The 24,141-nt window shown below is 48.4% G+C and carries 20 protein-coding genes; 11 read left to right on the plus strand and 9 right to left on the minus strand.

The features are described 5' to 3' along the window. Positions 1–47: 47 nt before the first annotated feature. From fucP to ACO08K_RS11515, 4 genes are all read left to right on the plus strand, one after another. The gene (fucP, locus tag ACO08K_RS11500) at positions 48–1,295 is read left to right on the plus strand and encodes an L-fucose:H+ symporter permease (protein ID WP_421796540.1); all 1,248 of its coding nucleotides are present in this window, start codon (positions 48–50) and stop codon (positions 1,293–1,295) included. Between the two features lie 171 nt (positions 1,296–1,466). Continuing rightward, on the plus strand, positions 1,467–1,805 hold the full coding sequence (locus tag ACO08K_RS11505) for an L-rhamnose mutarotase (protein WP_421796541.1): 339 nt from the start codon (positions 1,467–1,469) through the stop codon (positions 1,803–1,805). A 72-nt stretch (positions 1,806–1,877) separates the two neighbouring features. Further along, positions 1,878–2,822: a sodium:calcium antiporter gene (locus tag ACO08K_RS11510; protein WP_421796542.1), complete on the plus strand. Its 945-nt coding sequence runs from the start codon at positions 1,878–1,880 to the stop codon at positions 2,820–2,822. 126 nt (positions 2,823–2,948) lie between these two features. Beyond that, positions 2,949–4,310: an APC family permease gene (locus ACO08K_RS11515; protein WP_421796543.1), complete on the plus strand. Its 1,362-nt coding sequence runs from the start codon at positions 2,949–2,951 to the stop codon at positions 4,308–4,310. A gap of 341 nt (positions 4,311–4,651) precedes the next feature. Here ACO08K_RS11515 and mqo read toward each other — a convergent pair whose 3' ends face one another. Beyond that, positions 4,652–6,145, minus strand: a complete 1,494-nt coding sequence (mqo, locus tag ACO08K_RS11520) for a malate dehydrogenase (quinone) (RefSeq protein ID WP_421796544.1) — start codon at positions 6,143–6,145, stop codon at positions 4,652–4,654. Positions 6,146–6,292: 147 nt separating this feature from the next. Beyond that, positions 6,293–7,816, minus strand: a complete 1,524-nt coding sequence (locus tag ACO08K_RS11525) for an aldehyde dehydrogenase family protein (protein WP_421796545.1) — start codon at positions 7,814–7,816, stop codon at positions 6,293–6,295. A gap of 350 nt (positions 7,817–8,166) precedes the next feature. Between ACO08K_RS11525 and ACO08K_RS11530 the strand changes: the two genes are divergently transcribed. After that, positions 8,167–9,114, plus strand: coding sequence for an AraC family transcriptional regulator N-terminal domain-containing protein (locus ACO08K_RS11530; RefSeq protein WP_421796546.1), 948 nt, complete (start codon positions 8,167–8,169; stop codon positions 9,112–9,114). Between the two features lie 6 nt (positions 9,115–9,120). On the opposite strand, the gene ACO08K_RS11535 is transcribed toward ACO08K_RS11530, so the two are convergent. Next, positions 9,121–10,815 carry a DUF6909 family protein gene (locus ACO08K_RS11535; protein ID WP_421796547.1) on the minus strand — a complete coding sequence of 565 codons (1,695 nt, stop codon included), beginning with the start codon at positions 10,813–10,815 and terminating at the stop codon, positions 9,121–9,123. A 211-nt stretch (positions 10,816–11,026) separates the two neighbouring features. On the opposite strand from ACO08K_RS11535, the gene ACO08K_RS11540 reads away from it, so the two are divergent. Continuing rightward, a complete protein-coding gene (locus ACO08K_RS11540; protein WP_421796548.1) occupies positions 11,027–11,359 on the plus strand; it encodes a hypothetical protein in 333 nt (110 codons plus the stop codon). 3 nt (positions 11,360–11,362) lie between these two features. Here ACO08K_RS11540 and ACO08K_RS11545 read toward each other — a convergent pair whose 3' ends face one another. Continuing rightward, entirely contained in the window at positions 11,363–11,992 is a 630-nt protein-coding gene (locus tag ACO08K_RS11545; RefSeq protein WP_421796549.1) for a Uma2 family endonuclease, read from the minus strand. 155 nt (positions 11,993–12,147) lie between these two features. Between ACO08K_RS11545 and ACO08K_RS11550 the strand changes: the two genes are divergently transcribed. The 4 genes from ACO08K_RS11550 to ACO08K_RS11565 all read left to right on the plus strand — a co-directional run bounded on the left by ACO08K_RS11550 (position 12,148) and on the right by ACO08K_RS11565 (position 15,911). Further along, a complete protein-coding gene (locus ACO08K_RS11550) occupies positions 12,148–13,263 on the plus strand; it encodes an AI-2E family transporter (protein ID WP_421796550.1) in 1,116 nt (371 codons plus the stop codon). A 138-nt stretch (positions 13,264–13,401) separates the two neighbouring features. Next, a complete protein-coding gene (locus tag ACO08K_RS11555) occupies positions 13,402–14,169 on the plus strand; it encodes an SDR family NAD(P)-dependent oxidoreductase (RefSeq protein WP_421796551.1) in 768 nt (255 codons plus the stop codon). A 185-nt stretch (positions 14,170–14,354) separates the two neighbouring features. Further along, positions 14,355–15,212, plus strand: a complete 858-nt coding sequence (locus tag ACO08K_RS11560) for a fumarylacetoacetate hydrolase family protein (RefSeq protein ID WP_421796552.1) — start codon at positions 14,355–14,357, stop codon at positions 15,210–15,212. Positions 15,213–15,377: 165 nt separating this feature from the next. Next, positions 15,378–15,911: a dihydrofolate reductase family protein gene (locus tag ACO08K_RS11565; RefSeq protein WP_421796553.1), complete on the plus strand. Its 534-nt coding sequence runs from the start codon at positions 15,378–15,380 to the stop codon at positions 15,909–15,911. Positions 15,912–15,918: 7 nt separating this feature from the next. On the opposite strand, the gene ACO08K_RS11570 is transcribed toward ACO08K_RS11565, so the two are convergent. The 4 genes from ACO08K_RS11570 to ACO08K_RS11585 all read right to left on the minus strand — a co-directional run bounded on the left by ACO08K_RS11570 (position 15,919) and on the right by ACO08K_RS11585 (position 21,330). Continuing rightward, positions 15,919–16,443: a hypothetical protein gene (locus ACO08K_RS11570; protein ID WP_421796554.1), complete on the minus strand. Its 525-nt coding sequence runs from the start codon at positions 16,441–16,443 to the stop codon at positions 15,919–15,921. Positions 16,444–16,533: 90 nt separating this feature from the next. Continuing rightward, entirely contained in the window at positions 16,534–17,313 is a 780-nt protein-coding gene (locus ACO08K_RS11575) for a helix-turn-helix domain-containing protein (RefSeq protein WP_421796555.1), read from the minus strand. After that, positions 17,300–20,650, minus strand: coding sequence for a hypothetical protein (locus tag ACO08K_RS11580; protein WP_421796556.1), 3,351 nt, complete (start codon positions 20,648–20,650; stop codon positions 17,300–17,302). Before ACO08K_RS11580 ends, ACO08K_RS11575 begins: the two co-directional genes overlap by 14 nt. A gap of 119 nt (positions 20,651–20,769) precedes the next feature. Then, entirely contained in the window at positions 20,770–21,330 is a 561-nt protein-coding gene (locus ACO08K_RS11585; protein WP_421796557.1) for a GNAT family N-acetyltransferase, read from the minus strand. 123 nt (positions 21,331–21,453) lie between these two features. Between ACO08K_RS11585 and ACO08K_RS11590 the strand changes: the two genes are divergently transcribed. Continuing rightward, positions 21,454–22,587, plus strand: coding sequence for an adenylate/guanylate cyclase domain-containing protein (locus ACO08K_RS11590; protein ID WP_421796558.1), 1,134 nt, complete (start codon positions 21,454–21,456; stop codon positions 22,585–22,587). 2 nt (positions 22,588–22,589) lie between these two features. Here the strand turns inward: ACO08K_RS11590 and ACO08K_RS11595 are convergent, their stop codons facing one another. Further along, the gene (locus ACO08K_RS11595) at positions 22,590–23,807 is read right to left on the minus strand and encodes a vWA domain-containing protein (protein WP_421796559.1); all 1,218 of its coding nucleotides are present in this window, start codon (positions 23,805–23,807) and stop codon (positions 22,590–22,592) included. Between the last annotated feature and the right edge of the window lie 334 nt (positions 23,808–24,141).

Below are 24,141 nucleotides of genomic sequence, written 5' to 3' on the forward strand. Positions count from 1 at the left end.
CCCCATTCATCACTTATCATTCATCACTCATCATTCTTTTTTCTGCTATGACAAACAAAATCGCCTCTTACACCCTATCCTTCGTGCTGGTAACCAGCCTGTTCTTTTTGTGGGCCTTTGTGCACAACCTGGAGCCCATCCTGATTCCCCACCTGAAAAAAGCTTGTCAGCTGACCGATATGCAATCGGCATTGATTGACTCTGCCGTTTATTTGGGGTATTTCATCATGGCCATTCCGGCCGGCATTGTGATGAAAAAATATGGTTTCCGCCGTGGCATTATCATTGGCTTGGTGCTGTATGCGATTGGAGCCTTCTTATTCATCCCGGCGGCCAATTCCCGGATGTACATCTTCTTTTTGGGTGCCTTGTTCATCATTGCCTCGGGTTGTACCTTTTTGGAAACGGTGGCCAACCCTTACGTCACCCTGCTTGGTAAACCCGAGGGTGCAACGACCCGGTTGAACCTCAGTCAATCCTTCAATGGTTTGGGCGCTTTTGTGGCTCCGATCCTGGGTGGACAGTTCATTTTGAGCGGGATTGAGCTCTCCCAAAGTGAACAAAGCGCCATGTCGGTTGAGCAACTCAATGCCTACATGCAAAGTGAGGCCAATACGGTGCGTATCCCTTATTTGATCATCGGCTTGGTCGTTTTATTGGTAGCGATCCTGTTTATCTTCATCCGCACTCCGGAGCCGGGGGTAAAAGAAACTGGAACGCAGGAAAAGCGCAGCTTGCTCCACGCCCTGCGTCATGCTCACTTGCGCAATGGGGTAATCGCCCAGTTTTTTTACGTAGGGGCCCAGGTTTGTGTGACCAGTTTTTTCATCCGCTTTGCCAAGTTTTCCAGCAATATTCCAGAGAAGGATGCCGCATTTTGGTTGAGTATGGCCATGCTGGGTTTTATGCTGGGGCGCTTTGTAGGTACTTTATTGACGCGTTACATTGCGCCTAATCGCCTCCTGTTTATTTATTCGCTGGCTGCTGCTGGTTTGTTGGGTGTGGCTATGGTTACGGGTTCTACGATTGCCGTTTGGGCGATTATTCTGGTGCCTTTTTTTGAATCGATCATGTTTCCAACCATTTTTTCATTGGCCATTCAAGACTTGAAGGAAGATACCGAATTGGGTTCTTCGCTGGTGGTGATGTCTATTGTGGGTGGGGCTTTTGCACCTTTGCTCATGGGCTGGATTTCTGATCAATCGACTATTAAATTGGCTTATATTGTTCCTTTGCTCTGCCTGCTGGTGGTCGCTTGGTACGGGGCGAGAGGGTATAAGGTACAAACGGCATAGTTCATTAGAATGTATGACACAACTGAGACAACCCAAAAAATGATGGATGATGCCAGGTTGTAGAGACGCACGGCCGTGCGTCTCCCTACAGGTGTGGGATACAAAAAGACGCACGGCCGTGCGTCTCTACGGTGCGTTGCCCTCAATCATTCATTTTTATCAATAATTGTTATGCAAAGATTTTGCCTGGCGCTGGATCTCGTAGATGATCCAGCGCTCATCGCCGAATACGAAAAACACCACGAAAAGATCTGGCCTGAAATCAAGGCCAGTATCCTGGATGCCGGAATCACTGATATGGAAATTTATCGGATCGGCAATCGCTTATTCATGATTTTGGAGGCAATCGACACCTTCACTTTTGCGCATAAAGCTGCAATAGATGCTGCTATACTCAAAGTCCAGGAGTGGGAAACCCTGATGTGGAAGTATCAACAGGCGCTGCCTATGGCAAAGCCTGGTCAAAAGTGGCTGCGGATGGATAAGATTTTTGATTTGAAGCAGCAATAGGGGTGATAAAAAAATAAGTAATCATTTTGCCCCACTACATAGCTACTTATCTTGGGCAAAATTTGACTGATTATGCTGGTGCAATTTTTGATTTTTGCGGCTGCTTTGAGCGGACTTTTGCTTGCGGCTCGTTTTTTCACTACTGCTGCTGAAGAGATTGGGTTGTATTTTAAATTGCCGGCGTTTATCATTGGCGTTTTTATTGTGGGTATTGGGACTTCTTTGCCAGAGCTGGTTTCTGGCTCTATTTCAGTAGCGAAGGGGATATCAGAAATCCTGCCTGGCAACATCATGGGGGCCAATATTTCCAATATTTTGCTCATTACCGGCATCGTTGCTTACCTCAACCGCAAGGATATTGTACTTTCCCATGGTTACATTTTTGTGCATTTGCATTATTTGCTGGGGGCGTTTTTTTTGTTTACGATGATGACTTATGATGGCGAGGTCAAATGGTTAGAGGCTTTAATTGGGCTTTTTGCCTTTGTTGCATACAGCATTTATTTGGTAAAACCAGAGGAAAAGGACGGTGAAAGTGAGGAAATTCGTCAAGCTGAGCTCCAGGCTGTTTTTCCCATCAAAGCCATTTTGATGTTGCTTGGATCGGGGGTCGGCATCTATTTTGGTGCCAATTATACCGTCTCCTCCATCAGTGCCATTGCCGAAGGGCTACAAATTCCACCCTCTGTCATTGCACTCACTGTTTTGTCGATTGGGACCACTTTGCCCGAGTTAGCGGTCAATATCTCGGCGATCCGCCGTGGCAATGCAGAAATGGCCATCGGCAATGTCTTGGGTTCCTCTATTTTTAACACCTTGATCATTCCTGCGGTGGCTTCCTGGATAGGACCGATTCATGTTCCTGCTAGTCTTTTGACATTCTCACTCCCCGTAATGCTTGGCAGCGGCCTGTTTTTTTATTTACTCACTCAAGACAAACGTATCTCCCGCTGGGAAGGCATCTTGTTTATTTTAATTTATATCCTGTTTTTGATCAAAATTGCCAATCTGGGATAGTAAGCTTCACGACCTCCATATCTTAAGAAAATGTTATTCTTCTTTTGATCCTCACCAAAAGCACTAGTTTTGTTATTTTATACCTATCCCCATTTGGGGTGGGTAACGCATACTATTGGAAAACCCATGAACGTGAGCATCAATACAATGACGAAACCGCAAAAAATTGGCTGGGGCAGTGCGGCTGCCGTAGTTGTAGCCAATATGGTGGGAACGGGTGTGTTCACTAGTTTGGGTTTTCAGGTGGAGATCCTGCAAAATCGCTACGCGATTCTGGCCCTTTGGGCAGTGGGTGGTTTAAATGCCTTGTTGGGCGCTTTTGCTTACGCCGAATTGGGCACCCATCTGCGGCGCTCCGGCGGTGAATACCATTACCTCAGCACCCTTTATCATCCCTTTTTAGGTTATCTCTCCGGTTGGATATCGGTGACGGTTGGTTTTGGAGCCTCCATTGCCCTTACCGCAATGGCGATGGGCTTTTACATGACCCCATTTATCCATCAAAATCCCACCATGATTGCTTTTGCTTCCATTTTGGTTTTGTCCCTGGTGCATTCTTTCAACATTCGGCAAAGCAGTTTGATTCAAAATGGCTTGACCATCCTAAAGGTACTCCTGATCATTTTATTGATTGTGGCAGGTTGGTATTTGCCACCTGCAGCAAAGGATTCCTGGCAATCGGTATCGGCAGAGCCCTGGAAATGGAGCTCTACCGCGTTTGCCGTAGCCCTGGTTTTTGTCAATTATTCTTATTCGGGCTGGAATGCCGCAGCCTATATTGTGGAGGAAATCCGCAACCCGGTTAAAAATTTACCGCGCGCTTTGATTGGCGGAGCAGCAGTTGTGAGTGTGTTGTATGTGTTGTTGCAACTGTCGTTTTTACGGCAAGTTCCACTGGAGATTTTGATGCAAAAAGTAGAGGTTGGGCACTTAGCAGCTGAGTCGATGTTTGGACCGCGCATTGGCAATTGGTTCAGTGTGATCATCGCGCTGCTCCTGGCTTCCAGCTTGAGTGCCATGGTGTGGGTGGGGCCAAGAATCACCAGCTCAATGGCACAGGATCACGACAACTGGAAGTTTTTTCGGGCTCAAAATAAAAATGGCATTCCGGTACGGGCCATCTGGTTTCAGGCCATCATCAGCCTGGGTTTGATCATGACGGGTACTTTTGAGCAATTGCTCTTGTACAGTGGCTTTATTCTCCAGTTGTTCAATACGCTGACCATTGCCGGGGTGTTTATTTTGCGCTACAAATACCCCCATTTGCAGGGCTACCGCAGTCCAGTTTTTCCCTGGTTGCAGTTGATTTTTTTGGCCATCAGCATCTGGATGCTGGTGTTTTTGCTGATCGATAAACCCCTTGAAAGTTTGTTGGGCGTAGCCAATTTAGCGGTAGGGGCCTTGACGTTTTTTTGGGGTAAAAAAATGAGCCAGTGGTTTTATCCCAAAGCAGCGGTGGAGGTCAAAAAGCAGGAAATTCTGCCTTAATTACACACATTATGCAGTTTTATTCTTAGGCTCCATCTAAGGTGAGCATCACTGATGCATACAGCGATTTCAATATGACCCTAATTTTTTTTACCGCGGAGTTTCACAGAGTACACGCAGAGTTTCGCGGAGTTTTTTAGGGCACCTGCGGTGCGGAGAGGTCACAGAGGTCGCCTCTGCTGAAGCTTGGGTACGTACCCTTTATCAAGTCACATTTTCATTGGCTTGATCTTAAGCAAGATTTTCCTGGAGCACAAACTCCAGCCACCGCAGGTGGCAAACTCCTTAAAACTTAAAAACTCCGCGAAACTCTGCGGTAAAAAATGCGTAATGTGAGTTAATTAATCGCTCAAGTGCAGTACGCCATTGTTGTACCGCCGCCAATCCAGCCACTCTTTTTCCTTGCCTTTAAAAACTTTGTTGTAGAGTGGAATCATTTGCTTCAGCTTTTTCTGCCAGCCTTTCGATTGCATTTCGTTGGGGAAGCATTTTTCCAACAACTCCAACATGATGCCAACCGAGGTAGAAGCGCCGGGTGAAGCGCCCAACAAGGCCGCGATGCTGCCATCCGCAGCATGGATGATTTCGGTGCCAAATTCCAGCACGCCCCCTTCCTCTTCGTCTTTTTTGATGACTTGCACCCGTTGGCCCGCAATGGCTAGTTCCCAATCTTCTGAACGAACTCCAGGGAAATACTCCCGTAGCGCATCTATCCTATCTTCGTGCGAAAGTGTAGCTTGTTGAATCAGGTAACGCGTCAGCGATAAATTGTTCCAACCTGCGCTCAACATCGGAATGATGTTGTCCAACTCGATGGACAAGGGCAAATCAAAATAAGAGCCGTTTTTAAGGAATTTGGTGGAAAAGCCCGCAAAAGGGCCAAACAAGAGCGCTTTTTTCCCATCAATCAAACGGGTATCCAAGTGGGGCACGGACATGGGGGGCGCACCCACCGAGGCTTTGCCGTATACTTTTACGTTGTGCTGCTGAATCACCTCCTCATTGTTGCAAACTAGCCATTGGCCGCTGACGGGGAAACCTCCGTAACCACGTCCTTCTTCAATGTCCGATTTTTCCAGGAGGGGCAAAGCGCCACCACCAGCACCGATGAATACAAAATCGGCAGTGACTTTGATCTTTTCCCTGGTAAGTAAATTTTTGACTTTCAGTTTCCATTGGCCATCTTCTTGTTTCTTCAAGTTGCGCACTTCGTGCATCAGGTGCATTTCGACATTGGGCAAACTGCATAGGTGTTGGAACAAGACCCGGGCGAGGTTGCCAAAATTGATATCGGTACCGATGTCCACTTTGGTGGCGGCCACTTTTTCCTCCGGCTCACGGCCATCCATGACGAGGGGCATCCAGGTATTCAAGGTCGCTCGTTCTTCGCTGAACTCCATTCCTTTAAATAGCGGGTGAGCAGCCAGTGCCTCAAAGCGGGCTTTCAAAAAAGCCACATTTTCTTCTCCCCAGACAAAACTGATGTGGGGGATGTTGTTGATGAAGGCTTCGGGGTTGGCAAAGTAACCGGCTTTGACGAGATAGGCCCAAAAGGCTTTGGAAATTTCAAAAGAGCTGGCAATTTTAACGGCCTTTTTGATGTCAATGCCTCCGGATTCGGTCTCCGGGGTGTAGTTGAGTTCACAAAAAGCGGAGTGGCCCGTACCTGCGTTGTTCCAGGCGTCGGAGCTTTCGGCGGCAATTTGATCCAGACGTTCGTAAATGCTGATGCTGTAGTGGGGATTGAGTTCTTTCAGCAATACACCCAGGGTGGCACTCATGATGCCTGCACCGATGAGGGCTATGTGTTTGGGTTGATTTTCAGGTTGGGTCATTTTTTCTTTTTCGCAGCTTTCCCTACTGCTTTATCCAAAGGAATATTTATACAAAAATAGGCGAAAAGTACTTTAAAAACAAACTGGCTCAGTACAATTCCATGTACTGAGCCAGCCAACGAAATGCTAGATTTAAGGTAATTCTCCTTAGAAAAATCCCAGCTTATTCTTGTTGTAAGAAATCAGCATGTTTTTAGTCTGGCGGTAATGGCCGAGCATCATCTTGTGCGTTTCGCGGCCAAAGCCAGATTTTTTGTAGCCGCCAAATGGCGCATGCGCGGGATAAGCGTGGTAGCAATTGACCCACACCCGGCCAGCTTCGATGGCGCGAGGCACTGCGTACAACTCGTGCGCATCGCGCGTCCAGACTCCGGCTCCGAGGCCGTACAGCGTATCATTGGCAATGGCGATGGCTTCTTCGGTGGTTTTGAAGGTGGTGACACAGACCACCGGGCCAAAAATCTCCTCCTGGAAAACCCGCATTTTGTTGTTGCCTTTCAGTACAGTTGGTTTGATGTAGTAGCCATTTTCCAGGCCGCTGTTTTGGCAATGCGCCTCGCCGCCAATCAACACTTCTGCACCTTCTTCTACGCCGATGTTGATGTAGCTGAGGATTTTTTCGTACTGATCGTTGGAAGCCTGAGCACCCAGCATGGTTTCGGGGTCAAGTGGGTGGCCAATTTTGATCTGGTCGACCCGTTCGGTAACCCTCTCGATGAAAGCATCAAAAATGGATTCGTGGACCAGAATACGCGAGGGGCAGGTACAAACCTCGCCCTGGTTGAAGGCAAACAACACAGCCCCTTCAATGGCTTTGTCCAAAAACTCATCATCGGCGTCCATCACGCTGGGGAAAAAGATGTTGGGTGACTTGCCGCCCAGCTCCATGGTCACCGGAATGATGTTTTCGGCAGCGTATTGCAGGATCAATTTTCCGGTAGACGTTTCACCCGTGAAAGCAACTTTGGCTACTCTCGGTGAAGAGGCCAGGGGTTTGCCCGCTTCCAGCCCAAAGCCAGTTACCACATTGATCACCCCGGCAGGCAAAACTTCTTGCAACAACTCCATCAGGCACATGATGCTGGTCGGCGTTTGTTCGGCGGGTTTGAGCACTACGGTACAACCTGCGGCCAGGGCAGGAGCCAGTTTCCAGGAAGCCATCAGCAAGGGGAAGTTCCAGGGTATAATTTGCCCGACTACTCCGAGTGGTTCGTGTAAGTTGATCGATACGGTGTTTTCATCCAATTCGGCCACGCCCCCTTCATCGGCGCGGATCACTCCGGCAAAGTAGCGGAAATGGTCGATGCAGAGTGGGATGTCGGCGTTCAGGGTTTCGCGAACGGGTTTGCCATTGTCGATGGTTTCTACCCGGGCCAGGTAATCCAGGTTTTGCTCCATGACGTCAGCAATCTTCAACAAGAGGTTGCTGCGCTGGGTTACCGAGGTTTTGGACCAGGTTTTGAAGGCAGCATGGGCAGCATCAAGGGCCAGCTCAACGTCTTCGGCGGTAGAGCGAGCCGCTTGGGTAAAGGCTTTGCCATCGATCGGCGACAGGTTGTCAAAATATTTGCCTTGGGTAGGTGCCATCCATTGCCCACCGATAAAGTTATCGTACCGGGCTTTAAAAGTGGGACGTTTCAAAATTGTCCGTGGTGCTTCCATCGTTTCCATCTTCGATCTGATTTTTCTTAAAAAAATGTTAGGTGATGTATTCTGATGGCAAAATTATATTCGGGATATTTGCTTCATTTTATGGATCGTAGCATTTGTTATCAGGATCGTAGCATTCTGTGCCTAAGCGCTGGACAAAGCATTGATTTATAAATTTTTGTTGTATTTTTGAAAAAGTACCCGATCGCAATTAATGATGTTTATTTGAAAGCGGAAATTTTAATCCAGACGAGGCAAAAAACGTAGCCATAGCAGGGCTACGGCGAGGCTTTTTAACGAAGTATGGGTTGAAATTTACCTTTCAAATAAACATCATTAATTGCGATCGGGTACTTAAATGCATGCGGAACATGACCAAAGTCCTTCAACCTGGCAAGACCATTTCACCTCTGCCCCTCACCCCTGAGCGGCAACTCAAAACATTGGTGGAAAACCGCACGGCATTCAATTTCAACAATTGTGAGCTGAATATTTTTGAAACCCACCAGCGCAGCGAGCGGGTGCTGCTCAATTTCCGGGGAGTGGTTTTTACCGCCATGTTGCGGGGTAAAAAAATGGTACACGACAGTCAACCCAGCCGGATGGTGGAATACTTGCCGGGTGAATCCTTTGTATTGCCCGAAAGTGCACCCATGCTGATCGACTTCCCAGAGGCAAGCCAGGAAAACCCCACCCAGTGCATCGCTTTGGAGATCGACAAACAAAAAATCAAGGATACCCTCTGCTTGCTCAATGAACGGTACCCACGCCTGGAAGAAACTGGCCCCTGGCAGGAAGATTGGGCGCATTACCACATCAGAAATACCCAGGAATTGGCGGATACGGTACAGCGCCTTCTACGTTTACCTTTTGAAACCCACTTGTATAAGGACGTTCTGGCTGATATTACGCTTCAGGAGTTGCTGGTGCGTCTGCTGCAAACCCAGGCCAGAACCTGGCTTTTGGATCAAAGTGAAACACTCCAGAATCGGCATCGTTTTGCGGCAGTGCTCGTTTACATTCGCCAGCACCTCAACGAGGCCATCACCGTGCAACAATTGGCGAATGTGGCCTGTATGAGCAAGCCGCATTTTTTTCGCAGTTTTAAGCAGGAATTGGGCGTTTCACCCCTGGATTTTATTTTGCAGGAAAGGATTGCGCAGGCCAAAGCCTTGTTGCAAGACCCACTGCTGAGTGTATCCGCAGCCGCCTACCAATCCGGCTTCAACAACCTGACCCATTTTAGCTTGCAGTTTAAAAAACAGGAGGGCCTGACGCCGAGCGAGTACCGGAGACAAAAGATGACAAAGAATTTCTAGGGAGGGCTACACTCTGCCCACAATTTTATTCAATAACTTTATTGAAATCAAATAAGTAGGTTTCACGCCATCCAGGCCCAGGCTGCCCGAAGCCAGTGTACTGCCCGTCTCCAATGGATTGTCCGAAGCGTAATAGGCATACCGCAGCACCACATCGGTTGGAATGTTGTTGCGGATCCGGGCATGCGCCTGAATGGCTTTTTGGTAATGGGCACCTTCCATTTCCAGGCCAATGGCCTTCCAGGACGATTCCAGGAAATAATGCAGGATGTCTTTGTTCTGCAGGCTGGTACCCAATACAGTGATCATCGGCCCGGCAAATACTTGCAAGCCCTGGCCAGCAAAATCTTCGATGGTCAAGTCGTTTTCGATGGGGTAATTGTCCGCAGTTCCTTCAAATACGTGGGCGGTAGGCACCATCAAATCACCTTTACCACCCTCCAGAATGCCCGCCTTGCCCATGATGCCAATGGACTTTACGGGCAACACGAGTCGGCCCAGTTCATTTTCGTAGGGTTTGAACAACTCATCAAAGGTTTCAAAAGCTTGCTCCCCAAAGGCGTAATCCATCACAAAAAGGATGGGTTTTTCCTGCTGTACGTAGTCATTGTCCCAGGTGATTTCCGGAGAAAGGGTACTGGGGTCGATTTTGCAGAGGTCAAAAATTTGCGCAGGAATATTGGTTCCACTGTGGTCGTCCAGTTCGTACATGCCATTTTGGAGAGCCAGTTTGCGCACTTTTTTCCGCAAATCGGAATTGCTTTCCACGCTGAGTTCCCGAGCCATGTCTTCAAGCTTGGTAGCATTGCTGATGCCTTTCAGCGCAGCAGGAGCGTATAGGCAATTCATCAGGCTATGGGTATTGGCGCTGATGATGTGGAGAGGGCGGTTTTCGAGGTCGTTGTCATGAAGGAAATTCTTGATGTTGGCTGCCCAGATTTCGCCGAGTACGTGGTGGCCAATTTTTTCCCGCAATGCTGCTGAGAAGCTGATCTCGCGATCGAGGTTGTTCCAGTGTTCTTCGGTGGCCAGACGCCCCAACCAATAAGTGATGTGAAAAAGGCTGTTGGCGTTCGAGTCGGCAGCAAACTTGCGGGCTGCTTCATGGGTTTCCTGGTAGGTGCGCCCCAGGAGCACACTCAGGTAGGTATAAGCCACTTCCTCATCGAGGGCTTCGCCGTTGATTTCTTTTTCCACCAGCGCTTCGAGCATGGCCCATTCCCGGCGTTTGCGGTCTTTGTGGTCCTCGCTGTTGCGCCGAATTTTTTCCGCTTCGATGTACATGAAGGTCAGGTGCGTCATGATGTCGTAGATGTCGCTGCGTCCACGGGTCATTTCCACAAACATCTGTTCGGCGTCGATGCGGTAACAATTGCGCTTGCGGCGGGGCGGGATCAGGGGCGGGAAGCCGGAATCTTCGTAACCTTCGCGGGTGATCAGGCGCACATAACGGCATTCTTCAATGCCCCGGGGCAGGCGTTGGAATACATAAAGCAAGCCATTGAGTTCCACCCGTTCATTGTCATTGATGGCACCATAAATCTCCGGTTCCAGGGTTTTAAGGGCCTCGATCATGGCGTCGCCTGACAATCCGAGCGGCTTGTAACTACCGCGAATAAACAAGTGGCGCATGGCTATGTACAAACGTTGAACGGCGGCGCGGGACTCCTGGGCGCGGGTACGGTGGGATAATGGCTCCATTGGTGCTTTGTGGTTTGGCTTTTGCAAAGATATTAAATAAAAGTTGAGGAGTTGAGGGGTTGAGAAGTTAAGTATCGCTCGCGGCAGCCTCAACTTCTCAACCTCTCAACTTCTCAACCAATTCAGCTTTCATCCAGAATTTTCCTACGTCAGTAGATTGGAATGTGCAATGGACTTGGGAAGCGTTATTTTTGTGGAAAATTGAATCATCATGGCTGGAAAAGTGAAAACAACTGGATTTGCAAGGTTTTTTCTGATAATGATCATTGTGGCCCCTTTGGCCTATATCGGAGCCTCTTATTACAATGGCGAGGATGGCATCGAAAAAATCAAAAGTTTGTTCAAGCGGGGTGAAACCACTGAAAGCGCCGAAGGAACCAATGACGATACGCGCGGCGGTGGCGGCTTATTCGGAGGAAGTAGCAACCTGAGCAGACAAATTGAAGAGCTCAGAGCGGAAAATGAGGAACTGAGAGAGCGGCTGAGCGAGCAAGAGCAGGAAATTCAGGAGCTGAAGCGGGAGGTAAGACTTTTGCGGAAGTAAGGCTCAAAACACATTCAAATAGATGTCTTGTAGCCGCAAGGTATGCCCTTGAATGTCAAAGGCAGCTTCTAAATTTGTGTACTCTACATCCATCCAACTATGGGCACCTTGGCGCTCGTACACCGTTACAGACGGGCGTTCAAGGTCGATGTAGAGGATGTACTGTAAACCTGGAATTTTTTTGTAGCAAGGGAGTTTTTCGCCCAAGTCGTACTTGCGAGTAGATTTAGAAAGCACCTCAAACACCAGGAAAGGTGTAGTCTCTGCCGTCATGCCTGGACGGTATTCGAAATACACTGGAGGCTGCGTAACCACCGATCCATCAGGGCTGAATACCACCTGGTCACACTCCTGAATGTAGATGGGTCGGTTTGAATTGTGTACTTTGTACTGCAAATCAGTCCGAGGGAAAATGCCTTTCAACAAGTGGGAAAATTCAGTGACCATTTCACTGTGGGCCTCATTTTCATAGCTCATCGCAATCGCTTCGTGTTCGTAATAATCAATCCGATACTCGGCCTTTTCCAATAAATCCCAATATTCCGCAAATGAAATGGGGAAGCGCAGCAGTTCCCCTCCGCTGATGGCAGCTAGTTCTAGTTGGGTGACTGGAAAGGTAGTGGCGGTACTCATGTAATTGATTTCGTGGGGTAAATTAGGGAAAATTAAAAAAAGATGCAACTGAACAAAGTTAAGGCTTTTTCTCCCCCAAAATTCCCCACCCTCCATTTCCCAAAAATCTCCTAAATTTACCCCAACACCTGTTTCCTGTACTCAACCTTGCGCACATGACCGCCCAAACCTGGAGTCGTTACATCATCATCGCTCTGACCACGATAGTCGTTGGGGTGATTGTTTATTATTTCAGCACCATCATTTCTTACGTTGTCTCGGCCTGGGTGCTTTCATTGGTGGGGCAACCGATTTACAAGTGGTTCATTACCCGCAGGATTGGCCGATTAAGACCCGGGCCAAGTGCAGCGTCGGTACTGACCCTGCTCACCTTCTTTCTGTTCTTTGGGGCTTTAGTAGCCATTTTTATCCCCTCCATTCTCAAACAAGCCAGCAATCTGGCCAGCGTAGATTACAAGTCGATTGCCACCGCACTGGAGGAACCCTATCACAATGTGGGGCTTTGGCTGGGAGAGTACGGCATTCAATTGCCCGAAAACACCCTGGAAGAACTCGTAAAAAAAGGTTTGGCCGGCTGGTTTGACCCTAGCAAACTAGGTACCATCGTCGCATCGGTGATTGGAGCAATCGGCAGCATCATTGTCAATGTGGCCTCGGTGGTGTTCATCACCTTTTTCTTTTTACAAGAGCGAAAATTGTTCATCAATTTCATCCTGGCCCTGGTGCCTGAAAAACATGAAGCGCCCGCCCGCGAAACCATCAAGGATACCATTGCCCTGCTCACCCGCTATTTTAGTGGTTTGATCATCCAGCTGCTTATTTTTTGGTTTTTGCTGTGGCTGGGATTGTTTATGTTCGGCATTAAAAACGCCCTGCTCATTGCCTTGTTTGGGGCTTTGATGAACGTCATCCCTTACATTGGCCCCATCATTGGTGCGGCGTTTGGGATTTTCATCACGATCTCTTCCAATTTGGGGGTAGATTTTTACCATGTACTTGGACCAATGCTCATCAAAGTATTCGTAGTCTTCCAGGTCGTACAAATTCTCGACAGTAATTTTATTCAACCCTATATCTTCTCCAAAAGTGTGCTGGCACACCCTCTGGAAATTTTCATCATGATCTTGATTGGCGCCCAGGTGGGTGGCATTTGGGGCATCGTTCTGGCCATTCCCGCCTACACCATCATTCGGGTGATCGCGAAGGAGTTTTTAAACCAGTTCAAGATTGTGCGACAATTGACGGGAAGGATGGAGGAGGAAGGATTTTAAATTAGTTGAGAAAGTTGAGATGGTTGAGAAGGTTGAGGCTACCGCAAGCAATTTTGACAAAGTCCTTGTCTAAGTCGCTTGCGGTAGCCTCAACCTTCTCAACCACCTCAACCTTCCTTAACCCTTCAACTACCAAAAATGCTTTTTTCCCTACACAACAAAAAGGCTGCCATCACCGGAGCTGGCAGCGGGATCGGGCTAGCGATTGCCCAGGTGTTTGCCCAACAGGGCGCAGAAGTGTACATCTTGGACTTGAATGAAGCAAGCGCACAAGCAGCAGTACAAAGCATTCTTGATCAAGGTGGAAAGGCCAGCGCTTATGCCTGCGACGTCAGCAATCAGCCGCAAGTCAAAGCCGTTTTTCAAGAAATTGGAACCCTCGATATTCTGGTCAACAACGCTGGAATTGCCCACATTGGCAACGCTGAAAACACCAGTGAAGCCGATTTTGACCGCGTGATGAACATCAACGTAAAAGGGGTGTACAATTGCCTGCATGCGGCCATTCCCCTGATGAAAGCCAAAGGCGGCGGGGTGATTCTCAACATGGCGTCCATTGCTGCCACCATCGGCATCCCCGACCGATTGGCCTACTCCACGGCCAAAGGTGCCGTACTCAGCATGACCCTGGCTACTGCCAGAGATTACCTCAAGCAAAACATTCGCTGCAACTGCATCTCTCCAGCCCGGGTGCATACGCCCTTTGTGGATGGTTTTTTGAGCAAAAATTACCCCGGTCAGGAAGCTGAAATGTTCGATAAATTGGCCAAAACCCAACCCATCGGGCGCATGGCGAAGCCAAGCGAAGTGGCCTATCTGGCGCTATACCTATGTTCGGAAGAGGCTGGTTTCATCACCGGTTGTGATTACCCTCTCGATGGTGGTTTCACCCGCCTGAACAACTAAGGGTCGCCCCCAGTTTTTACCGTCAAACCAAAGCAGCCACCCCACGAATTCATTCGTGGGAGGCTATGATAAACTTTACAACCCATGGCTTTAGCCGTGGTAAGCCACCCCACGAATTCATTCGTGGGAGGCTATGATAAACTGCACCAACCCATGGCTTTAGCCGTGGGATAGAACAAAAAAACATGAAGTTAATCCGCTTCGGCGCCCCTGAATCCGAAAAACCGGGTGTCCAACTCCCTGATGGTCGTCGCATCGACGTATCCGCGTTCACCGCAGACTTTGACGAGCGCTTTTTTGCCAGCGGCAAAATCGCTGAACTAGCTGCCTGGGTAGCTGCAAATGCAGCCAATTGTCCCAGTGTTCCAGACAGCGAACGCCTCGGGCCCTGTGTAGGCCGCCCCTCCAAACTCATTTGCATTGGCTTGAACTACGCCAAACACGCCGCTGAATCCGGCATGGCTGTGCCCACTGAACCAGTGGTGTTTTTCAAAGCTAGCTCTGCCATTTGTGGGCCGTATGACAATGTGATCATCCCCAAAAACTCCCAAAAAACCGATTGGGAAGTAGAATTGGCGGTGGTAATAGGCAAAAAAGCCAGCTATGTAGAAGAGGCCGATGCGATGGATCATGTAGCAGGGTATGTGTTGCACAATGACTACTCAGAGCGGGAATTCCAATTGGAGCGCTCAGGCCAATGGGTCAAGGGAAAAAGCGCGGATACTTTTGCACCATTGGGGCCGTATCTGGTCACTCCAGATGAATTGGGCGATCCCCATAACTTGCGGCTCTGGCTATCGGTGAATGGGGAGATGTTACAAGATTCGAATACCGACGATCTGGTTTTCAAAATACCCTTTTTGATTCACTACCTGAGTCAGTTCATGACCTTGTTGCCTGGCGATGTGATTTCTACCGGGACGCCATTTGGGGTAGGTTTAGGCTTTAAGCCACCGCGGTACCTCAAAGCGGGCGATGTAGTCGAGCTGGGCATTGACGGCTTGGGTGTACAGAAGCAGGTAGCCGCAGACTGGAAGAGATAGCTGAAGTAAATATACCTTGTGGCCTTTGCCTGGAGCTCCCCGAAAGTTTTGAACTTTCGGGGAGTAAATACAGCGTTGGGAGTAACACCCAAGGAGCTGGTTTGTTTGGACATCGGAACTCTTTGCACATTGCTGTGGTTAAGGCTACAAACCTTAAGCTAGTCTATGCGAAAAATCGTTTATTACGTTGCAAGCTCCCTTGATGGCTACATTTGCGGGCCCAATGAATCCATTGATGGTTTTGTGGCGGATGGATCAGGAGTTGAGCAATACCTGCAGGATCTTCAGGCTTTTGAAGTGGCCATCATGGGGCGAAACACCTATGAGTTCGGCTACAAATTCGGTATGCAGCCGGGTCAGGCGCCTTACCCTCACATGCAGCACTATATTTTTTCCAATAGCCTCGTACTGCATGACCCCGCACCCAATGTACACATCCAGCCTTTAGAGGTAGCTTTTATCCAAAAGCTCAAACAAGGCCCCGGTGGTGATATTTACCTTTGTGGAGGCGGTTTATTTGCTGGTTGGATGTTGGATCAGGAGCTGATCGATATTTTAAAGATCAAATTGAATCCATTGATTTTGGGCCAAGGGGTGCGGCTTTTTGGCAATTCAAGCAAAGCTGTACAACCCAAACTCATCGAGCAAAATTCTTACGATCAGGGTTTGCAAATCCTTACTTATCAGTTGAAATACTAGCTGTGATTCACTGCTTCTTCTGCAATTTCATCTCCAACATCGACGTCCAGTTCTTGCCCCCATCAGTGGAGTATTCCCCGGTCTCCAGCCAATTCCCATTCTTCATGCTAACCGTAAAACGGCTAGTAACTGGCCCATTTTGCATCGACCAGACAAAACTACCATCTTCCTTTAGCTCTGTTTCAGCATCTACCACATACCCATCTTTAAAACTCCGCATTAGGTATTTTTGCGTAATTGGATTGTAACTCAAAGTAGCCACAGCATGGTGGCGAACAATTCCTTGGTGTTTCCCTATTCCTTCAATCAAGAATAAGGAGCCATCTAACATGGAGGTGATTTTTTCATACTGGTCAACTTCGAAACGATTAGGCCCAAATTGTTGAACGCCTATACCCGTCCATTCGCCTTCCTTGAGTGGCAAAAGAGCGAGTTTTGCAGCAACCTCTTGGGTTTTGCTAGGCGGCATTTGGGTATAACCTGTGTGCATGAACCCTATACAGGCCAACAAAATCAGAAATACTTTACGCATAGTCATTTGGATTTAAACAAGTTTGAATTTTCTTGCAATTTTAGCAGTAATTCAAAGGTTAGGCTTGTAAAAATCCGTCATTTTCAGCGTTCACCAATGAACGTTGTGGTGCTGAATGCTGCGCAGATATCTTTTGACCTGTTCTGGTTTTTGGCGGGCAAAAATTTGGAATTCGTGTAAAAAATGGGATTGATCATAAAACCCTTTGTCAAAGCTGATGTCCAAAACACCCTGCTCTTGTAAAACCAGTTGGACCAAAGCAGCCCGCAGGCGAAATACCCGCGCCAGTTCTTTCATGCTGAGTCCTACCGCTTTCCGAAAACGCTTTTGCAATTGCCGTTCACTGACAAAGGCCTGCTGCACCAAATCCGCCACCTTGCACTGACCTTCCGTTTTGATGATTTCACGGACCACTTTTGATACTTCCTGGTCAGGTTCTTTGCGTTTGACTTTTAATAAAGTGCGTTCAAAAAGGGTAGCGTCTTCAAAATCCGGAGCCAGGTTTTCAAGACAAGGTCCAAACCATTCATCTTGAGGCAGAAGTTCGCCTTGCTTAGGCAGCATTTCAATATTTTGATCAAAAAAACAGGGAAAAGCACCTGGAAAAAATCGGATGCCCCAGAACACGGAGTCAGGCATAAAAGTGGTTTCCAGCATGCTCAGCTGTGGGCCTAACAAACCAATGAACTGAAACCGATGGCTGGCATTTTTACACATAAACAAGGACACACAGCCATCTGGTGGAGCAATGTGTTCCAAAGGGCCATCCCAATTGGCGGGCACCACAAATTTCCAGTGCCCCGCCAAATATTGAGCCATTGCTGGTGAAGGCAAAAACTCCTGATACTGCAGTTGATTAGAAGTCTTCATCAGGACTCAATTCGTCCAATAAATCTTCCAGTGAAATGTCGCCAACGGTATAACGATCGAGATGGAATTGCAACTTGCTGGCTGCTTTATCCACCGCTTGCTCGTTGATGTCCCATTCTTCGAGGGTGGTTAGGAAAAAGTCGATCACCACATCCAAAGTAGGTAGTTGTGTAATGATGCGGTGGGTGTTTTTATCCTGTCGGAAAAGCAATTCCAGTATTTTTTCAACCAGATAAGTCAACACCAAGGTCTGTTCACTGCGCTCCGGTATATTGGTTTTGCGCAATAACTCACGGTGCTCATTGGCCACGATGAGCAGGTTTTCCATCAAAATTTGCAAAACCGCAAAAGGTGGACGCCATTGTGGCGATTTGTGATCCATGGCCCCCAAGATGGAATCGAGTACCCGAAACACAAAATCGTCCTTTAAAAAATCCGGAATGGCTATCGACTGTTCTTGCACAAACTCGATCAGCTCCAACATTTGCTCCTCTGAAATCAATCTGGACCAACGCCCATTGCCGCGTTCGGCAGAAATGCTCAGCACTATTTGCTGCAAGCCCTCTACCAGTAAGTGTTTGGGGCTGGAGCTGCGGGTATCGAGCACCGCTTCCAGGTTATCGGCACTGTTTTCCAGGAGCATACTTAGGATCTTTGCACCAATATTGGGGTGATCCATGCTCAGCAAATGAATGGCAGCGGAGCAATCAGCGATGATATCGGCCAAACTGGGTTTGCCCGTCACCAATTCCGGGTGTTGGCCAATGGCATATTGAGCGGCTTCCAGGAGTTCTTCCACCTGGTCCCGATCAAATCCTTTGGTGAAATCAATCCCGGCGGCATTGGACAAGATCAATTCAAGAAGCGCGAGCCCCTTCGCGTCGGGATTTTCGGCCAAAATGACATCAAACACAAATTCCAGCAGGTCGATGAGCAACTGAGGTTTGTCCACCGCGGCGCCTTCGGAGGGTGGGAAAACGCAGTTCAACACTAGGTCGAGTACCTTTTCCAAAATGGCACCTTCAGTTTGGTCATCACTGATGCGGATTTTTTCCAGCAACTTACGGCTACGCGACACCCCACGCAGCACAATATCGAGCACATACTCAAAAGTTTGTGCATTGAGGCGCTGCCCCGGTGGCACTTTTTGCATGGCGCGCATGGAGAGGTCCAGCACTTCGCGCAAAAGGCTGTTTTGGTGTACTTTATCGGTAATCCAGGCAGGATTTTGTACGACTTCATCCAACAGGAATTCGGTCAGGTCGATCAGTTGTTCCGGGGTAAAGCGTGGTTTCCAACGTCCGTGTGGAGGTTCTGCGCCAAAAGATTGCAGGATTTCGCGCAGGGCGATCACCAGGAGGTATTCCAGATTGTCGGGATTGGTTTCCACCAGAAGCTCGATGTTGTCAGCGGTTTTGATCAAAACCAAACGTACAATTTCAGAGAGCAACCCCGGTTGGTGAATGCCCGCCTTGCTCACCGCCTCTGCTACCCCACCAATGATGCGTTCAAGGGCCACATCATCTACGATCAAATCAGGATGTTGGGTAAACAGAATCAGCGCTGCCTCAACGATGTCGTCGGCCAATGGTCGGTTGAAACCTTCGCTGAAATCAATGCCCGTTTCGGGGGAAACCAGAATTTTGACCACCACCAGGCCCAGACGATTGGGGTATTCTGACACCACCACGTCCATGACGTATTCAAAAATCTCTTGCAACAACTTGACGCGTTCAACCCCCAGGGTGGTTTTGCCATCAAAGACGGAGGCAAAAATGAGGTCGAGGATTTTATTCAGAATGGTAGTCGTCTGTTCGTCCGAGCCCCAATTGATGGTTTCCATCACCGACTTGCTCTTCAGCACTGCGCGGATGTTGAGTTGCAGCAACATTTCGACGACCTCCCAACGCAGGCGTTGTTCCTTTGGCACTTTGTCCAGGGCCTGGAAGGTGATGGCCAAGACTTCAGCAAGCAAGGAGTTTTTCCGAACTTTTTCGGTGACCAGGGTAGGATGTTGCACCACATCGTCCAACAAATCAGCTACCAGATTGATCATCTGCGTTTTGGACAAACGGGGCCGCCAGGCGCCATTGTTCGAGGGTTGAGCCAGTACGCCGAGGATATGTTGAACGGCGTTGACCAACAAGTGTTGGGCTTCGTCTTCTTCAATTTCCCAAACCAGGTACAAGTTCCCGGCAGTGTGTTCCAGCACGAGGCGCAGGATTTCGGGCAAGAGATCCGGGCGCTGAATGCCCGAACGGGCTACGGCAGAACTTACGCCACTTACAATCTCTTGCACCCCACGTTGGTGGCTCAAGAGTTCGGGATATTCGGCCAGTACGCTGAGGGAGGCGCGCACAATTTGGTCCAGCGCCTCTACCGTCAGTACCCGGCGCAGATTGATGTTGTCGGAATCTTTGTCCAAAATGATGTTCAACAAGGTCAAGCCCGTTTGTTGAATCAGCGCGGAGCTGGCCTCAGGCGTGCCCAACACCGTGGAGGGTGCCGAAAACACATAATGCCCGGCGTTTTTGATCAAACTGCTCAACAACAATTGTCCCCAACGAACGGTGGCCTGATAATCCGCGGCATCGCTGTTCGCGGTACGGGCGATCAAGTCTTTGGCCATACCGTTGGCCGTGGCTTTGATGAAGAGTTGAAATTGTTCGTCGTTGGCTACGGTGCTGCTCAATTCGCTCAGGCTCTCGGCTGCACCGATAAAGAGTTTGGGCAGAATATCCTTGGCCAGAGTTTTTTTCAGGTCATCACTTTCAGCGAAGTTGATGTCGTCAAAACCGTCTAAAAATTGCTTCAATGCCCGCCCGTAGGCCGACTCCAGATTGAGTGCACCGGGAACGTTGTTGAAGTAATCAATGCCGATTTCAACCAAACTTCCTGCCACCAATTGTAAGGCACTTGGCTGTGGAGACTTGCCTTTTTCCCATTGGCGGATTTTGAGCAAAGCCACTACATCGGCCGTATTGATGCCTCCATCCAGGATTTTGGATTCATCGTTGCCGTTGCGCACCATGCGGAAAAAGGTCTTGTAATAGTCAAGGTATTCTTCCTTTTCGGTGTCCAATAAGCCTTGCGAGAGGCTTTTTTGGTGCAGGAGATTGAGGTAATCCAGTTGCTTTAAAAATTGGGCACCGTTGTCCTCACCTTCGGCCTGAAAAAATCGATCGGCAGAAAGGATATTCAGAGCCCCGTCAAATTTGGGCAAGGGTAAAACCAGACTTTTGGCACGAATGCTATTGGCATAAGCCTTCTGGATGTTTCGCCCCAGGCGAATGGCAGAATTTATGGTAAAAACGATGGCTTCGGATGGCAGATTCATGGTTTGGAGTTTGTAGGGTTCCAGTGTTTCAAAGTTTTGGGTTTTCTTCACCCGGCACTTCGACTTCGCTCAGTGACCGGATGAAGAAAACCCAAAACTTTGAAACCCAGAAATCTCAATTATTTAAGCAGGCCGAAAATCATTAGATCGACCCATTCACCACTTACGCGGCGGTATTCTGCCCGCAAATCCCCTTCGCGCAGGAAACCAACTTTACGGGCCAGGCGTTGCATGGCAAAGTTGTCGCTTTCGGTACGCAAGGTCAATTTATTAAGTTGCAATTGATAAAATACAAAATGGATCACCTTTTGCATTACTTCGGTCATAATGCCTTTCTGGTGGCGTGATTTATCCAAAAAAAGGTACAACTCCGCCTTGGATAAAGTCCAATCAATGTCCGCAATACGTACCAATCCTATCGGTACGGCTGAGTCTTTGTCCCAAATCCCCAGGCAATATTCGCTTTGATTGAGCCAATCTGCCAATTTTTGGCGCACAAAAAATTCAATGTTGTCCTGATTAGGGATTTGATCCACCACTGGCGGATAACGACTTTCGAGTTGGTCTATATTGTCCTGAAAGAGTTTGAAGTAATTCTGCCCATCGTTTTCACGAAAACGCCGAACCACAGTACGATGAGTAATCAATGCCGTTTCAACCGTAAGTAGATGCTGAAGCATAGGTCTATGTTTAACAACCTGTTTGGGTGTACAAAAGAGTAAGTAGGTAGATACGCGGGTGTAAAAATAAAGATTTCTTGCATCGCAAATTATGTATTTTTGTACCCACGCCGCAAAAGTCTTATGAGAGAGCAATACACCAGAAGGTTTCGCCTTAAACTTAACCAGTTATTCTGGATCATCATCTGGTGGACCCTGTTGGGAGCCTTAGACGCGCTGGGAGCCTACTCACTCTCGGCGGGCTGGTCTGTACGTGATGCGGGTGAAGTTCGCTTTGTGTTGTTTAATACCCTTTCTGCATTTTTTTCCAGCATTGTTTCAGGTGGTTTTTTGGTGTTTTTCCTGCGCGATCGCTTTACGATGAAGTCCTTTGGTTTTGCTCTCCTGATTTCCAGCTTTGTGATTTCGGTGCTCAATTTTGGCGTCTTTTTATTGACGCATGGGGTTTTATTGAGCATTCGTTATGGCCAAAATGGACTCGATCCCGAGGTTTTGGCGCGCAGTACTAGTTTGTTCGACCGCCCTTTTTACCTCAAAATCCTCATTTTTTGGTCGATCGTGGCCTTCATCACCACGATTGCACTACATGTCAATGAAAAATACGGACAGGGTGTGCTCATTAAGATGTTGCTGGGGCATTACCACCGCCCCCGGGAGGAGGAACGGATTTTTATGTTTGTGGACATCAAAGGCTCTACGGCCATTGCCGAGCAGTTGGGGCACGTGCAGTTTTTTAATTTTTTGAACGACTTTTTTCGCGACGTCACCAATCCTATTGTGGATACTGCTGGGGAAATATACCAGTACGTGGGGGATGAGATCGTCGTTTCCTGGAACATGCAGGACGGACTGAAAAACGCCCAATGTATCCGTTGTTTTTTTCGCATGCAGGAGCTGATGCTGCGGCGTTCCGGTTTTTATCGGGATAAATACGGGGTAGCCCCGGAATTCAAAGCGGGGCTGCACTGCGGCGTGGTCACCACGGGCGAAATTGGAGTCATCAAAAAGGACATTGTTTTTTCGGGCGATACGATGAACACTACGGCGCGCATTCAGGCGGTGTGCAACAAGTTTCGGGTGCGGATGCTGCTGAGTAAAAATTTGCTGGACAAACTGGTTTTGCCACCGCTGCAATACCATCCTAAACGGGTGGGAGTGTTTGAATTGAAGGGGAAAAAGCAGTTGGTGGAGTTGTATACGTTTGAGGAGGCGATGGAGCCGAGGTATGTTGGGGACGGAGGGATTTCGGCGACATAATTTCACTCCTCCCAAGCCTTATTCTCATGCACATACTTCCGATTCTTCAAACACTTCATCGCCTGCGTTAGGCCCTGCACCGTCATCGGAAACATCCGTTTGCCCGACCATTCCCGAATCACATTGACTGACTCGTAAAAATCCCACTCGTAATCCGGGATCGGGTTGATCCAGACCAGGTGTTTGAAATGATCACTCAGGCGTTTGAGCCAGTTGATGCCGGGTTCGTCGTTGGAATGTTCCACACTGCCACCTCGGTAAAAAATCTCGTAAGTCGACATGGCCGCGTCGCCGACCAACACCAATTTGTAATCGCTGTTGAATTTGTGGATCAATTCCAGCGTAGGAATTTTTTCCCGAAAACGTCGCTTGTTGTCCTTCCACACCGATTCATAAACACAGTTGTGGAAATAATAAAACTCCAGGTGTTTGAACTCCCATTTGGCGGCTGAAAACAACTGCTCACACAATTCAATGTGGTCGTCCATGGAGCCGCCTACGTCCATGAGGAGGAGTACCTTGACCCGATTTTGTTTGGAAGGATGCATGGCGATGTCCAACAAACCTGCGTTTTCAGAAGTTTTGCGGATGGTGCCATCCAGGTCCAGTTCGGTCGGAATGCCCTCCCGGGTGAGGATACGCAGGCGTTTGAGGATGAGTTTGATGTTGCGGGTGTTGAGTTCTACCCGATCGTCGAGGTTTTTAAAAGCCCGTTCATCCCATACCTTGATGGCCGTGCGATTGCCAGCTGATTCTTTGCCGATGCGAACACCCTCAGGGTTGTAGCCTTGATTGCCAAAGGGAGACGTGCCTCCAGTGCCAATCCAGCGATTGCCATTTTGATGGCGTTCTTTTTGTTGCTCGAGCAGTTCTTTGAGGCGATCCATCAGGGCATCCAGGCCGCCCAATTTTTCGATGGCGGCTTTTTCTTCATCGCTCAGGTTGCGCAGCCATTGTTTTTCGAGCCAATCAGCTGGAATTTCAGTAGCAAGTAAGGCTTGGGCCAGGTTGTCGATGCCCCGAAAAAACTGACTAAACAGCAGGTCGAAACGGTCAAGGTGGGCCTCCTGTTTGACCAAAATGGCTTTGCTTAGGGCGTAAAAATCCTCAATGGAATAGGTGCCAATTTCTTTTTGCAATGCCTCCAGCAGGGCCAGGTACTCGTGTAAGCTGACCGGAATGCCGTGTTTGCGCAGTGCATAAAAGAAGTTTAAAAACATAGCGTACTTTTTCTTTTAGCCACCAAGGCTCAAAGACACCAAGGTTATACAACTGGACATTTTTGTATTCTAGAATCGAAGGACAGGAATTGCCACGTGCTTATGAAATTTTTGGAAATAAACGATCTCTTGTAGCTACCAGCTTTTCTCAATTTCCGGCTCATTTAGGAACGCTATATTTTAAAAATTTCATTAGCTCGTGGATCGGGATTTCCTTTCTTAATGGGCTTTAGCCCTAGCCTTAATTTTGAAGCTAGGGCTAAAGCCCAAATATGAGGGTGTTCCTGTGACCCCAGGCTGAAGCCTGGGGCTATTATTCATGCCCTCCGAGCAA

Source organism: Haliscomenobacter sp., from assembly GCF_965225875.1.
Taxonomy (GTDB): Bacteria; Bacteroidota; Bacteroidia; order Chitinophagales; family Saprospiraceae; genus Haliscomenobacter.

Coding starts and splice junctions, on each gene's coding strand:
- fucP (WP_421796540.1), top strand. CDS start 48: ATGACAAACAAAATCGCCTCTTACACCCTATCCTTCGTGCTGGTAACC.
- ACO08K_RS11505 (WP_421796541.1), top strand. CDS start 1,467: ATGCAAAGATTTTGCCTGGCGCTGGATCTCGTAGATGATCCAGCGCTC.
- ACO08K_RS11510 (WP_421796542.1), top strand. CDS start 1,878: ATGCTGGTGCAATTTTTGATTTTTGCGGCTGCTTTGAGCGGACTTTTG.
- ACO08K_RS11515 (WP_421796543.1), top strand. CDS start 2,949: ATGAACGTGAGCATCAATACAATGACGAAACCGCAAAAAATTGGCTGG.
- mqo (WP_421796544.1), bottom strand. CDS start 6,145: ATGACCCAACCTGAAAATCAACCCAAACACATAGCCCTCATCGGTGCA.
- ACO08K_RS11525 (WP_421796545.1), bottom strand. CDS start 7,816: ATGGAAACGATGGAAGCACCACGGACAATTTTGAAACGTCCCACTTTT.
- ACO08K_RS11530 (WP_421796546.1), top strand. CDS start 8,167: ATGACCAAAGTCCTTCAACCTGGCAAGACCATTTCACCTCTGCCCCTC.
- ACO08K_RS11535 (WP_421796547.1), bottom strand. CDS start 10,815: ATGGAGCCATTATCCCACCGTACCCGCGCCCAGGAGTCCCGCGCCGCC.
- ACO08K_RS11540 (WP_421796548.1), top strand. CDS start 11,027: ATGGCTGGAAAAGTGAAAACAACTGGATTTGCAAGGTTTTTTCTGATA.
- ACO08K_RS11545 (WP_421796549.1), bottom strand. CDS start 11,992: ATGAGTACCGCCACTACCTTTCCAGTCACCCAACTAGAACTAGCTGCC.
- ACO08K_RS11550 (WP_421796550.1), top strand. CDS start 12,148: ATGACCGCCCAAACCTGGAGTCGTTACATCATCATCGCTCTGACCACG.
- ACO08K_RS11555 (WP_421796551.1), top strand. CDS start 13,402: ATGCTTTTTTCCCTACACAACAAAAAGGCTGCCATCACCGGAGCTGGC.
- ACO08K_RS11560 (WP_421796552.1), top strand. CDS start 14,355: ATGAAGTTAATCCGCTTCGGCGCCCCTGAATCCGAAAAACCGGGTGTC.
- ACO08K_RS11565 (WP_421796553.1), top strand. CDS start 15,378: ATGCGAAAAATCGTTTATTACGTTGCAAGCTCCCTTGATGGCTACATT.
- ACO08K_RS11570 (WP_421796554.1), bottom strand. CDS start 16,443: ATGCGTAAAGTATTTCTGATTTTGTTGGCCTGTATAGGGTTCATGCAC.
- ACO08K_RS11575 (WP_421796555.1), bottom strand. CDS start 17,313: ATGAAGACTTCTAATCAACTGCAGTATCAGGAGTTTTTGCCTTCACCA.
- ACO08K_RS11580 (WP_421796556.1), bottom strand. CDS start 20,650: ATGAATCTGCCATCCGAAGCCATCGTTTTTACCATAAATTCTGCCATT.
- ACO08K_RS11585 (WP_421796557.1), bottom strand. CDS start 21,330: ATGCTTCAGCATCTACTTACGGTTGAAACGGCATTGATTACTCATCGT.
- ACO08K_RS11590 (WP_421796558.1), top strand. CDS start 21,454: ATGAGAGAGCAATACACCAGAAGGTTTCGCCTTAAACTTAACCAGTTA.
- ACO08K_RS11595 (WP_421796559.1), bottom strand. CDS start 23,807: ATGTTTTTAAACTTCTTTTATGCACTGCGCAAACACGGCATTCCGGTC.